Origin of the sequence: Streptosporangium sandarakinum, from assembly GCF_050942225.1 — a bacterium.
GTDB lineage: Bacteria > Actinomycetota > Actinomycetes > Streptosporangiales > Streptosporangiaceae > Streptosporangium > Streptosporangium nondiastaticum.
On sequence record NZ_CP192034.1, the window covers coordinates 6,055,531 to 6,067,961 of the forward strand.

A 12,431-nucleotide genomic window follows, 5' to 3' on the forward strand; every position below is an offset into this window, starting at 1 on the left:
GACTCCCGTGGCGGCCGGACGCAGAGAATGTGAGGATCCGATGCAGAACCGTCCCCAAGGTCCATGACGGGAGCCGGACCTGTGCGAGCGGGAGACGGCGGCGCGGGGTCGCCCTCAGTCGCCCTCAGTCGCCGTCCGGCCGCCGTCCGGCCATGGCGCGACGGCAGCGGGCCAGTTCCGCGCGCAGATCGCGTCGCAGCCCCCGGTCCAGGCCCGGCTGGGCGAGCGCGTGGGCGAAGTCGCGGGCGGCCTCGTCCCACCGTCCCAGCCGCATCAGCGCCGTACCCCGGTTGTAGTGGGGCACCGGCGCCGCCGACAGCGCCACCGCCCGGTCCAGGTCGGCCACGGCGGCTGCCGCGTCGCCGCGTTCGAACCGGACGGCGGCCCGGTTCGTCCATGCCTCGACCAGCTCCGGATCCCCGGTCAGGGCGCGGGTGAGCAACTCGTCGGCTTCGGCGAGGCCGCCGCGCTCCGAGCGGATCAGCCCGAGGGTGCACAGCAGCGCGGGCTCCTGCGGGGCCAGCGCCAGCCCGGCCCGCGCGCCCGCCTCGGCCTCGTCGAGCGCGCCGTGCTCCACCAGCAGGTTGACCAGGGCGATCCGGGCGTCGAGGTGCCCGGGGTCGATGGCGAGCGCGCACTCCAGGTCGCCGCGCGCCCGTTCGGAGCGGCCCCGCTCCTGCTGGAGCACGGCCCGGTTGTAGTACGCCTCGGGCAGGTGCGGTCCCAGGCGGATCGCGGTGCCGTAGTCCCTGATCGCGGCCTGGGACCGGCCCGCCGCACGATGCAGGGCCGCCCGGTCGACGTAGTACTCGCAGTTGCCGGGATCGTGCGCGATCACGGTGTCGAGGTCGGCCAGGGCCCGCGCCGGATCGCCCAGGGCCAGGTGCACCTGCGCCCGGTTGTGGCGTAACCGGGCCAGGTCCTGCGGGCGCTCGCCGGGGGCGAGCACCGCCGTCAGCCGGGCCAGCCCGTCGTCGATCAGCCGCAGCGCGCGGGCGGGCTCACCGGCCTTGGCGTCCAGCAGCGCCAGGCCCTGCTCGTAGAAGACGGTGGACAACGTCCGCTGCCGCGGGTCGTTCAGTCCGGCGGCGAGGTGGAGAGCCCGTTCCAGCCAGTGCCGCGCCCGCGCCGGATCCTGGTCCGCCGCCGGCAGGTGCCTGGCGTACAGCATGGCGGTGGCGTACGCGGCCGACATGGTGATCTTCGGGTCGTCGGTGGCGGCGCGCGCCTCGTGGTAGAGGTCGAGCGCTTCGGTGGCGCGCTCCAGCGCCGCCAGGGCGGTGGCCAGTCCGGTGGTGAACGCCCACCAGTGCCGCAGATCGCCGTCCGGGGTCACCGTGGCGCGCCCGCGCCGGGCGATTCGGGCCGCGTGGTGGTAGAAGCCGCGGGCCAGGCTGTCGCCCAGGACCGCGCGTGTCGCCTCCGGCGCCGGGTCGGCCGCCACCGGCTCGCGGGCGCCGCCGTCACGCAGGTCCAGGCGCACCGGGGACGACCCGAGCCGCCGGGTCAGCGCGTCCAGCAGCTCGCGGGTGGTCTCGTCGGCATCGCCGACGTGGTCGAACCGCACCGTGACCGGGTGCCGAAGCGTACCCGCCCAGGCCGCCACGAACTCCGCCGCGCCGTAGGCCAGGAAGGCGGTGCGCCGGGCGGGGTGGAACCGGATCGGCTCCTCCTCAGCGGCCGGTCGTGCCGCGCGGTCGAGCCAGGGTGCGATGGCGTGCAGCTCGACCTGGTGGCGGGAGGCCAGGCGGGGACGGTCGGCGGCGATCCGGCCGAGGAAGGCCGCGACGCCCGCGTACGGTCCGTGGTCGCGATGGCAGTCGTAGCCGCCCGGTTCGCCGGTCACGACAGGGCCGATCGCCGCAGGGGCGGGCGCCCGGGAGCGCCCGCCGTCTCGGCAGTTACCAGCACCACTCGATCCAGAGCCGACGGGCCCCGGACAGCAGGCGCACCGCGCTCTTTCGACGGACGGTCATCTTCCTCATGGACACCTCCGTGTGATCCACTTCAGGACGCCCCGAGTGTAATCCGGCCCACCGAAAATATGTAGATCCCTCATGTTTTCATCGACACCATCAATTCCTGTCCGGCGGGGAACCGGGATCATGTCGAGGAACAGAAGCGGGGCGGCGGCCCTGTGCCTCCCCCGTTAAGACACGCCTGACGAACCGCACGGAACACAGCGGCCGGCGCCAGAGATGAGGAAGACCGGTTTTCTTCCGGAGGCCCATTCGGTTCCTCCCCGGGGACCCGTCCGGCCGGTGTGTCCGGACCCCTGGGCGGCGCTCACCCGTACGGCGAGGCGACGCGGTGGCGGCCCCGCGGGGCTCACGCCTTCGAACCCCTTTCTGTCGGCGACAGCTGCGATCATGCCGTTCACGCGATCAAGGAGGGACGATGACAGAGTGCCCCGAGGAGTTCCGGTGGCTCTCCGGCCGCGAGGACCTGGGCGAGATCTACTGCGTGTCCTTCGTCCGGGGACTCTCCCCCGACGAGGTCCTCCGCCGGTTCGGCGTGGACGAGAGCACCATGGAGGAAGGAGTGACGGCCGAGGAGCTGGACGAGCGCTCGGTGGAGAGCATGAGGGACGACGCGGCCGGTTACATCGGCGCCGCGAAGATCGGTGACTGGACCCTCGTCATCGAACCGGGAGGATGGAAGCTCGCCGTCGACCCCGACATATACGGCCCGGTCTCACGGGGAACCGAGGTCGTGTCGGTCTGCCGCCATGATTACGCCTCCGACAGCTTCGCCTACATCGTCGACGGCGAGCCGGTCGTCTGGTTCGACCCGATGCTTCCGGACGCGCGGTCAGGCAACGACCCGGACCGCTTCGTCAAGGAGATGCGCGACGTCGGGCTGGACCCCGAACACGACATCGACGACGACCCGCGCATCGACGTCCCGATCGGGCGTTCGTTCGCCCTGGCGGGAAGGATCACCGGTCTTCCCTTCTCCCCGGAGATGCTGGAACTGCGGTTCCTCGGCGCGGAACCCCTTGAGGACTGATCGGCGAGTCCACGCGGGAGACCGTCCGTAACCGGCTCCCGCGTTCATGGGGCGGCGACCGGCGCAACCGGCCGGCCCGTCACCACGCCGCCCTCCTCACCGGATAGACGAGAACGAGATCCACACCCGGACGCGTGTACAGGCGCAGGCGATAGCGGCCGGGGCCGCCGCGCGCGAGGTCGGGGAAACGCACCCTGCTCGCCGACAGCGTCTGCATCACCAGGTGGCCTGATTCGCTGACGATGTCCGCCTCGACCACCTCGTCCCAGCCCTTGCGGCGCAGGGGCGGCGGGGCCGAGCGCAACGCCTTCACCGTGACGCAGGTCGCCCAGTCCTGGCTGGGTGTGAAGATCAGGGCCAGTGGACCGCTGGTCGCCAGGGTGCCGATCGATTCCCTGTCCCAGATCGCCTCGGAGCTTTCCTCGGTGTCCGCTTCCGCGTCGTAGATGCCGTAGGGCTGGGCGTCCCAGTCGTAATAGGACGCGGTCGCCTGGAACCGGGTGCGCAGCGTGGGCCACGGGTCGCGGCACAGGGCGTCCTCCTTGCGCGCCGCGCGTGCCAGCTTTTCGCGTTCGATGTCCTCCTCCTCCGCCTGTCGCCGGGCGATCTGAGCGGACGACAGCAACAGATCCGGATGTCTCCGACCGATCACCTCCGGGCAGAGCAGCGCGAGCAGCGCGGGCCGGGCCCTGACCGGCTCCCCGGCGGCGAACCTGGCGCACGCGTCCCGGCCCCTGCCGAGCAGTTCCTGGTCCGAGGCAGGCCGGGAGGGCTTGTTCACGCTGCAGATGTAGGCCCGCTCGCGCTCGTGGGCCGGGATGTCCGAGACACGTGGCGGCTCCGACGCCACCCAGCATTCCATGAGGTCGTCGCTCTGCCAGGTGTAGGTGAGATGTGGGCGGCCCTCGGGCCCTACGACCATCAGCGGAAGGACCGCGGCCGCGACCGCGACCGGCGTGGGGACCCGCAGAGGCGCCCTCCGCCTCGGCTCACGGTTCAGCTCACGCGCCGTGCGCGCCAGCCAGACGATGTAGAGCACATCCATCGCCTCGGCGATCGACTCGATCGCGCCGCCGCGCGTCAGGCCGTCCACGAGCTCCACCAGGAACCCGCTCGCGAACGTGCCCAGGCCGATGAGGAGCGTCGCCCGGCTCCAGCGTCCGTCGCGCCGCTGAGCGAGCAGGAGCATCACCGTGACGACGAACGCGGTCATTCCCACGGCCATGACGGTCGCCTTGTAGGCCGGGCTCACGAAGATCTGGAGTGGTGAATCGTCCGTCAGGCAGTCCACGAGCGATGTGACCGGTTCCACCAGCCCGAGCAGGAGCAGCGCCAGCCGGAAGAGCCGTCCTGATCCGGTGAGCACCACCGTGAACAGCACGAGCGCCGGCGCCCAGATCGCCAGCCCGATGACCGTCTCGACCAGCCCGGGGAGGAACGAGGGGATCAGCAGCCACACCACGTCGGCGTACAGCAGCAGCCGTAGCCAGGTGGCCGCCCGGCGCATCGGCACGGCCGCGGGCGCGGGTCCCCGCAGGACCTCCCACAGCATCCACGAGTTCACCAGCCCGAGCAGCAGCAACCCGCCCAGCACCGGCATCAGGGGAGATCTCCCGATGACCTCGTCGGGCGGGTACCACATGGTGACCAGCCACGCGGGTGTCGCGGTGCCGATCACCAGGCTGAGGAGGATCGAACCGAGGGTGATGGCCAGGCAGGCAGAAGCCGCCAAACGGTTTGGGCGCACAATGAGGCATGATCATAATGCGGCCGAATGATGTTCTTGTGGCGGCCTATGGGTTTTCCGCGGCCGGATGACCGATGACCCGGTCCCGTTCCTGACGGGACGCCGGCTCGGACTGAGCGAGGGTGAGCGTGTAGCGCGCGGTGCGGGCCGGCACGATGCGGCGGCTCCCATCGCCGACGGGTGTCAGAGCGGTCAGCGCGCCGTACAGGAATGTGCGCGGCGTGGCACACCGCGCGTCGCCCGCTGACAGGAGGGAACGCAGCGTCGTCCAGGCCGGAAGGGCCGCCCCTCCGGAGTGATCCGCCGGCAGGGCTGGCACCCACCGGGCGACGAGGCCCGGCGTCCCGTTCGAGAACGCAGAAGGCTCTGACCTGTCATGCCAGGTCAGAGCGCGGGACTCCAGATCATGAGGATCAGGCCGTCTTCCTCGGCTCGAATGGCACGCTAACGGCACGGCGCTCGACCCCGGCCATTGGAGCGCCTACCCGCACGCTCATCCCCTGCCTGATCTTCCCGTCCGCCTCGTCCACCCGTAGGGCAAGCGGGCCAAGGGCCAGGGGACAAGGGCTGGAGCTCCCCGCTGGAAGAACGACCCCTGTCCCCTGGCCCTTGGCCCGCTTGGGTCTGCCTGGATGCGGCAGACGGGGAGATCAGGCCCACCTCAGCCACTGATCTATGGATGCGGTGTTCCCCGATGGTGATCATCCCGGAGCGGAGTCCCCGCCGGAGGCTGTTGTTGTCGGCGGGATTCGGTCAGCCCCACAGCAAGGGCAGCAATCATGAAACCGATCCCTGCGAGTGGCAGGCAGAGGACGGTGATGGGGGGGTCGTCCAAATGACGGAGGTCAAAGACGACAGCCACGCTGTACAGCAGCGTGACCGTACCCAGCACGAGGAAGATAGTGCGCCAGATCATGACGGTGATTCTGCCGGGGCGCGCGGCTCCCGCGCGAGACCGGCCCAGAAGGAGTGAGGACGTGAAGGCATCCGGCATCGACTGGGCGCGTCCCGCAACCGACGACGACGTTGACAGCACTCGCGCTGCCATGCCCCATCTGCGGCGTGGGAGCGCACGCATCCTGCCGTCCTGGATGCGGCGAAGCCTAATGGCACGTTGATGGCACACGGCCCCATCCGAAGATCTCGGATGGGGCCGTTGTGACTGGTGGGCACTACTGGGTTCGAACCAGTGACATCTCGCTTGTAAGGCGAGCGCTCTACCGCTGAGCTAAGCGCCCCGGGTCGTCCCGTCCGTGGGACGGGATAACACCTTACGCCACGCCGGGGGATTTGGGCACATCAAGCCGCCAGGTGGCGCCCGCGCCGGGGTCTCCGGCCGCTCGCCAGCCCAGGAGGGCGGCGCCCAGCATGCCGGCGCTGACGCCGAGGGCGGCCGGGCGGATCGGCGGAGCCTCGCGGAAGGTCAGGAGTTCGCGCAGGCGGCCGGACAGCGGGTCCGACAGCAGGGGGCCCGACTCGGCCAGGCCGCCGCCCAGGACGATCACCGAGGGGTCGAGGAGGAGGGTGTAGGTGGCCAGGGAGAGGGCGAGCGCCTCGACGGCCTCGCCCCAGATCTGCGTGGCCACCGGGTCGCCCGCGGCGGTCAGCGCCGCGACCTGCTCGGCCGTGACCGGCGTGCCGGCGCCGTCGACGGCCGCCGGGGCGGCCGGGAGGGGCAGGCCGGAGGGGGCGGGTGCGGCGAGGGAGGCGACGCGGGCCGCGTAGCGGCGGGCGACGGCCGAGGCGGAGGCGTAGGTCTCCAGGCAGCCGACCTGCCCGCAGGCGCACGTCTCACCGTCGGGGAAGACGGGGATGTGGCCGATCTCGCCGCCCCATCCGGAGGCTCCGCCGTACGGCTCGCCGTTCACGATCATCGCGCCCGCGATGCCGGTACCGATGGGCAGGAAGAGGAAGTCGGAGACCGTACGGCCGGCGCCGAGCACGCTCTCGGCGAGCCCGCCGGTGCGCACGTCGTGGCCGAGCATGACCGGGACGTCCAGCGGGACGAAGGCGGCGGCGGGGACGTCGCGCCAGCCGATGTTGGCCGAGTACAGCGCGGTGTCGGCGGTGACCAGGCCGGGCACGGCGAGACCGACCCCGGCGGGGACGCCGTCGCCCCGGGCGGCGAGGTCGCCGATGAAGGACCTGATGGTCTCGACGACGGCCTCGGGGCCCTGCTCGCGCGGGGTGGCCCGGCGGTCGGTGAGGAGGATCTCACCGGCACTCGTGACGAGTCCGCCCTTCATCGAGGTACCGCCGACGTCAAGGGCCACAACGAACGAGCTCATGCACGCATCCACCGGGTCGAAGGGGCGAGGCCGAGGCCGACCCTAGCGCATGGCCGATGACCTGTTACGTCCCGGATGCGGGTGAACGTCCCAGAAGGGACCGCGACGGATGCGGGTGGACGCCCTTTCTGGACGCGCACGGAGGTGAGTGAGCCTCGGGGCCCTCACCGGGGTGGGCGACCGTCCCGAAGAGAGGTCAGCGGGTGCGGCCGAGGACCCGCTCCAGGGCGGCCTGGACCTCGTCGGCCAGGCCGGGAGTGCCGGATCCGCCGGGGACGGCGGCGCTCCCGGCGGCGTTCCCGGCCGAGGCGGGCCGTACGGCTCCGCAGGAGCGGCACTCGACCTCGCCGAGCCGGCAGATGAGGGCGACGGACCCGCACGCGGCGCACGTGTCGAGGTCGAGGTCGTGGACGCGCTGGCAGTCCGGGCAGATGAGCACCTGGGTCTCCCGGCGCACCCCGCGCTTCCACGGGCTGACGCCACGGACCGGGTCGGTCTGCCTGGCCCCGCAGGAGAAGCAGGGCATGATCGCCTCCGGGGGTCGAGAGCGGCGGACGCCCCCCGGACGTCCGCCGTATCACCGCTGGGGAGCTCAGAGCTCGGCGAGGACCTTCTGGTACTCGGCGATGTCGCGCGCCTCCGGAATCGGGTTCACCACGCTCCACCGGACGATGCCGTCACCGTCGATGATGAAGGTGCCCCGGGTGGCGAGGCCCTTCTCCTCGTCGAACACACCGTACGTCTGCGCGACCTGACCGTGCGGCCAGAAGTCGGAGAGCAGGGGGAAGGTGTAGCCCTCCTGGTCGGCCCAGGCGCGGTGGGTGAACACCGAGTCCACCGAGACCGTCAGCACCTGGACGTCCTCGGGCGCGGTGGCGATGAACTCGTCGCGCAGCGCGCAGAGCTCGCCGTGGCAGACGCCGCTGAACGCGAGGGGATAGAAGATCAGCACGACCTTCTTGCCCCGGTGGTCGGAGAGCTTGACCGGGGTCCCGTGCTGGTCCTTCAGTTCGAAGTCCGGAGCGGGGGAACCTACCTCGACCGCCATGTCGAAAGGTCCTTTCGTCGGATGATGGGCGACACCATCATCCTGCCGTACGACTCGCATGAGCCGTACGGCAGGGCGGACCCCTACCGGCGGGTCCGCGGAGGAGCCAGTCGGGTGCCCGACCAGTCGGGAGCGGCGCTGATGCTGCTGGTCTGCGAGAGACCGGCGGTCGTGGCGTCCTCCCCGATGTCGCTGGGCTCGACGTGGCCTTCGCGGCCGGCCTTGGGAGTGAGCAGCCAGATCTGGCCGCCTGCACTCAGGTTGGTCAGCACCCCGCTGAGGGCGTCGAACAGATCGCCGTCACCGTCACGCCACCACAGCAGCACGACGTCGACGACGTCCTCGTAGTCTTCGTCGACCAGCTCGTTGCCGGTCAGCTCCTCGATGGAGTCGCGCAGATCGTCGTCGGCGTCCTCATCCCAGCCGACTTCCTGCACCACCTGACCCGGCTTGAGGCCGAGTCTTTCGGCCAGGCCGCGTTCGCCCCGAGCCTGACCCGCGGTCGCGCTCACGTTTGTCCCTCCTGCTTGAATGTCACCGCAATCGCACGGTGCTCAGAATGCTTCGGCACAGTCCACACGCTGTGACCCTCGGTCGTCAACGGTCGCCACGGCAACGAGTGGGCTACGTATGAATTAGTCCGACAAAAATGACAAACGGACCTGGCGTTCCGGATTGTCGACGTTGAGATCCACCAGGGCGATGGACTGCCAGGTGCCCAGCGCGAGCCGCCCGGACAGAACCGGGACGGTCGCGTAGGGAGGGATGAGAGCCGGCATGACATGCGAGCGCCCATGCCCCCTGGATCCGTGTGCATGCTTCCACCGGCCGTCGGCCGGCAGAAGGTCCTCCAGCGCCGCGAGCAGGTCGTCGTCACTGCCCGAGCCGAGCTCGATCAGCGCGATCCCCGCGGTGGCGTGGGGGACGAAGACGTGCAACAGCCCGTCTCCCCCGCATGAGCGGACGAAGCTCTCGCACTCGGAGGTGATGTCATGGATCCGTTCACGGGAACCGGTCACCACCTCGATCGTCTGAGATCTCACATACTCGATCCTACGATCCGCGCTGAGCTGGGACGACGACCCCGCCCCATTCTTCGGGGCGGCGAGGGGCGGCCGCGGCGGAAAGTTCGCCGCTCAAACCGCCTCACCCCGGCTTCGCGCATCATTATCGTCACGATCCCACAAAGATCTTTCCTATTCTCGTGAACGGCCCGCCACGGAATCCCCGGGGAATGCGGCGATCCCCGGCCCGGACTCACGGCCCGGCCGTCACGGGCCGCCGGACCGGGGGGTTCACCGGACGCGGCCCGGTCCACGCGGCACCGCCCGGACGTCCCACGACCCGGGCCCGGCTAGATTCGTACGGCGGGGGCGGATCCGCCCCGCCCGCGGAAAGGGCCGGGCAGCGTGTACCCTGTGGGGGAAATTCGTCCTACCATCGGTGGTCTAGGCCATTTTCACGCCCCTGCCAGCGGGGACCTCTTGGTTACCGGTCAGTAGAGATGCACTTTCCGGGGTAAGCGACCAGGATGGAAGACGACCTACACCAGACAAAAGTCCATCCTCGGAAGGCGAGACCCAGTGGCTTCCGGACGCCAGCGTTTCTCGATCATCAGTGACGGCCTACCCAGCCAGCTTCCTGATGTCGACCCCAGCGAGACCCAGGAGTGGCTCGAGTCCCTCGACAACGTCGTCAAGACGGAGGGGCGGACCCGGGCCCGTTATTTGATGCTCCGCCTGCTGGAGCGGGCTCGGGAGCACCAGGTCGGCGTCCCCGGCCTGCGCAGCACCGACTACATCAACACGATCCCGCCGGAGCGCGAGCCCTGGTTCCCCGGCGACGAGTACGTCGAGCGGCGGATCCGCGCCTACATCCGGTGGAACGCGGCGGTCATGGTCACCCGGGCCAACGCCCGCACCAACGTCGGCGGCCACATCGCGACCTACGCCTCGGCCGCCTCTCTCTACGAGGTGGGCTTCAACCACTTCTTCCGCGGCAAGGACCACGGCGAGTCGGGTGACCAGGTCTTCATCCAGGGCCACGCCGCGCCCGGCATCTACGCCCGCGCCTTCCTGGAGGGCCGCCTCAACGAGACCCAGCTCGACGCCTTCCGGCAGGAGCTGTCGCACGGCATCCGGGGCCTGCCGTCCTACCCGCACCCGCGGCTGATGCCCGACTTCTGGGAGTTCCCCACGGTCTCCATGGGCCTGGGCCCGATCTCGGCCATCTACCAGGCGCGGTTCAACCGCTACCTGCTGAACCGGAAGCTCAAGGACACCAGCCGCAGCCACGTCTGGTGCTTCCTCGGCGACGGCGAGATGGACGAGCCCGAGTCGCTCGGCGCGATCGGCGTGGCCGCCCGCGAGGAGCTCGACAACCTCACGTTCGTCATCAACTGCAACCTGCAGCGCCTCGACGGCCCGGTCCGCGGCAACGGAAAGATCATCCAGGAGCTGGAGTCCTACTTCCGCGGCGCCGGCTGGAACGTCATCAAGGTCGTCTGGGGCCGCGACTGGGACCCGCTGCTGGCGGCCGACGTCGACGGCGTCCTGGTCAACAAGATGAACACCGTGCCCGACGGCCAGTTCCAGACCTACTCCGTCGAGTCCGGCTCCTACATCCGCGAGAGCTTCTTCGGCGACGACCCCCGGCTGCGCAAGATGGTCGAGCACCTGTCGGACGAGGACATCCGCAAGCTCTCGCGCGGCGGCCACGACTACCGCAAGGTCTACGCGGCCTACAAGGCGGCCCGCGAGCACGTCGGCCAGCCGACGGTCATCCTCGCCCAGACCATCAAGGGCTGGACCCTGGGCAAGGACTTCGAGGCGCGCAACGCGACGCACCAGATGAAGAAGATGTCCAAGGCCGAGCTCAAGGAGTTCCGGGACCGGCTCTACCTGCCGATCCCCGACTCCGCCCTCGAGGCCGACCTGCCGCCCTACTTCCACCCGGGCGAGAACGACCCCGAGATCGAGTACATGAAGGAGCGCCGCGCGGCCCTGGGCGGCGTCCTGCCCAAGCGCGTGGTCCGCGCCAAGCCGGTCAAGCTGCCCGGCGACGCCGCCTACGCGCAGCTGAAGAAGGGCTCCGGCAAGCAGAACGTCGCCACCACCATGGCGTTCGTCCGCCTGCTCAAGGACCTCATGCGCGACAAGGAGATCGGCCACCGGTTCGTGCCGATCATCCCCGACGAGGCCCGCACCTTCGGTCTCGACGCGATCTTCCCGACCGCGAAGATCTACTCGCCGCACGGCCAGACCTACGAGGCCGTCGACCGCGAGCTGCTGCTGTCGTACAAGGAGTCGACCGAGGGTCAGATCCTGCACGAGGGCATCAGCGAGTCCGGCTCCATGGCCTCGGCGATCGCGGTGGGCACGTCGTACGCCACGCACGGCGAGCACATGATCCCGGTCTACATCTTCTACTCGATGTTCGGCTGGCAGCGCACCGCCGACCAGATGTGGCAGCTCGCCGACCAGATGGGCCGGGGCTTCCTGCTCGGCGCCACGGCCGGCCGCACCACGCTGAACGGCGAGGGCCTGCAGCACGAGGACGGCCACACCCCGCTGACCGCCTCCACCAACCCGGCGGCGGTGTCCTACGACCCGTCGTGGGCCTTCGAGGTGGCGCACATCGTCAAGGACGGCCTGCGGAGGATGTACGGGGAGGACCCCGAGAACATCTTCTACTACCTGACCGTCTACAACGAGCCCTACCCCCAGCCGGCCGAGCCCGAGGGCCTCGACGTCGAGGGACTGCTGAAGGGCCTGTACCGGTACGCCGCGGCGCCCGCCGTGTCGGGGCCGAAGGCCAACATCCTGTCCTCTGGCGTGGCCGGCCCCTGGGCCGTGGAGGCCCAGCGCATGCTGGCCGAGGACTGGGGCGTGGCGGCCGAGGTGTGGTCGGCCACCTCCTGGACGGAGCTGCGCCGCGAGGCGCTGGCCGTCGAGGAGCACAACCTGCTCAACCCCGACGCCGAGCGGCGGGTGCCGTACGTGACGCAGGCGCTGTCGCGGGCCGAGGGTCCGTTCGTCGGCGTCAGCGACTACATGCGCGCCGTGCAGGACCAGATCGCCCAGTGGGTCCCGGGTGACTGGACCTCCCTCGGCACCGACGGCTTCGGCCTGTCGGACACCCGGTCGGCGCTGCGCCGCCACTTCCACGTGGACGCCGCCTCCATCACCCTCGCCGTGCTCACCCAGCTGGTCCAGCGGGGCGAGCTGGACGAGGAGGTGCTGCGCGAGGCCATCGTGAAGTACCACCTGAAGAACGGCGTGACCGAGGCCGGCGGTATCGAGAGCAACGACACCCAGTCCATGGGACTGTGACGTGACGC

The 12,431-nt window shown here is 70.3% G+C and carries 10 protein-coding genes and 1 tRNA gene; 2 read left to right on the plus strand and 9 right to left on the minus strand.

Annotated elements, in window-relative coordinates:
* Positions 1-124: 124 nt before the first annotated feature.
* Entirely contained in the window at positions 125-1,846 is a 1,722-nt protein-coding gene (locus ACQP10_RS27965) for a tetratricopeptide repeat protein (RefSeq protein WP_399499457.1), read from the minus strand.
* A 551-nt stretch (positions 1,847-2,397) separates the two neighbouring features.
* Here ACQP10_RS27965 and ACQP10_RS27970 point away from each other — a divergent pair.
* Complete coding sequence (locus ACQP10_RS27970; protein ID WP_346023126.1) at positions 2,398-3,009, plus strand: DUF6461 domain-containing protein; 612 nt, start codon at positions 2,398-2,400, stop codon at positions 3,007-3,009.
* 79 nt (positions 3,010-3,088) lie between these two features.
* On the opposite strand, the gene ACQP10_RS27975 is transcribed toward ACQP10_RS27970, so the two are convergent.
* The 8 genes from ACQP10_RS27975 to ACQP10_RS28010 form a co-directional block, all read right to left on the minus strand.
* The gene (locus ACQP10_RS27975) at positions 3,089-4,741 is read right to left on the minus strand and encodes a hypothetical protein (RefSeq protein ID WP_433540033.1); all 1,653 of its coding nucleotides are present in this window, start codon (positions 4,739-4,741) and stop codon (positions 3,089-3,091) included.
* A 688-nt stretch (positions 4,742-5,429) separates the two neighbouring features.
* Positions 5,430-5,672 carry a hypothetical protein gene (locus tag ACQP10_RS27980; RefSeq protein WP_346023128.1) on the minus strand — a complete coding sequence of 81 codons (243 nt, stop codon included), beginning with the start codon at positions 5,670-5,672 and terminating at the stop codon, positions 5,430-5,432.
* Between the two features lie 247 nt (positions 5,673-5,919).
* Positions 5,920-5,994, minus strand: a tRNA-Val gene (locus ACQP10_RS27985).
* A 33-nt stretch (positions 5,995-6,027) separates the two neighbouring features.
* The gene (locus ACQP10_RS27990) at positions 6,028-7,044 is read right to left on the minus strand and encodes an ROK family protein (protein WP_346023129.1); all 1,017 of its coding nucleotides are present in this window, start codon (positions 7,042-7,044) and stop codon (positions 6,028-6,030) included.
* A gap of 196 nt (positions 7,045-7,240) precedes the next feature.
* Positions 7,241-7,570, minus strand: a complete 330-nt coding sequence (locus tag ACQP10_RS27995; protein WP_346023130.1) for a hypothetical protein — start codon at positions 7,568-7,570, stop codon at positions 7,241-7,243.
* Positions 7,571-7,636: 66 nt separating this feature from the next.
* On the minus strand, positions 7,637-8,092 hold the full coding sequence (locus ACQP10_RS28000; protein ID WP_179826731.1) for a peroxiredoxin: 456 nt from the start codon (positions 8,090-8,092) through the stop codon (positions 7,637-7,639).
* A gap of 83 nt (positions 8,093-8,175) precedes the next feature.
* Positions 8,176-8,604, minus strand: a complete 429-nt coding sequence (locus ACQP10_RS28005; protein ID WP_179826728.1) for a DUF3052 domain-containing protein — start codon at positions 8,602-8,604, stop codon at positions 8,176-8,178.
* Positions 8,605-8,727: 123 nt separating this feature from the next.
* A complete protein-coding gene (locus ACQP10_RS28010) occupies positions 8,728-9,135 on the minus strand; it encodes a secondary thiamine-phosphate synthase enzyme YjbQ (protein ID WP_179826726.1) in 408 nt (135 codons plus the stop codon).
* A 540-nt stretch (positions 9,136-9,675) separates the two neighbouring features.
* On the opposite strand from ACQP10_RS28010, the gene aceE reads away from it, so the two are divergent.
* Positions 9,676-12,423, plus strand: a complete 2,748-nt coding sequence (gene aceE / locus ACQP10_RS28015) for a pyruvate dehydrogenase (acetyl-transferring), homodimeric type (protein ID WP_346023131.1) — start codon at positions 9,676-9,678, stop codon at positions 12,421-12,423.
* The last annotated feature ends 8 nt before the right edge of the window (positions 12,424-12,431 follow it).

What these genes read in the sequence shown, in the direction of transcription:
- ACQP10_RS28000 (WP_179826731.1), bottom strand. Translation starts at nt 8,092, where the DNA reads ATGGCGGTCGAGGTAGGTTCCCCCGCTCCGGACTTCGAACTGAAGGAC.
- ACQP10_RS27980 (WP_346023128.1), bottom strand. Translation starts at nt 5,672, where the DNA reads ATGATCTGGCGCACTATCTTCCTCGTGCTGGGTACGGTCACGCTGCTG.
- ACQP10_RS27995 (WP_346023130.1), bottom strand. Translation starts at nt 7,570, where the DNA reads ATGCCCTGCTTCTCCTGCGGGGCCAGGCAGACCGACCCGGTCCGTGGC.
- ACQP10_RS27970 (WP_346023126.1), top strand. Translation starts at nt 2,398, where the DNA reads ATGACAGAGTGCCCCGAGGAGTTCCGGTGGCTCTCCGGCCGCGAGGAC.
- ACQP10_RS27990 (WP_346023129.1), bottom strand. Translation starts at nt 7,044, where the DNA reads ATGAGCTCGTTCGTTGTGGCCCTTGACGTCGGCGGTACCTCGATGAAG.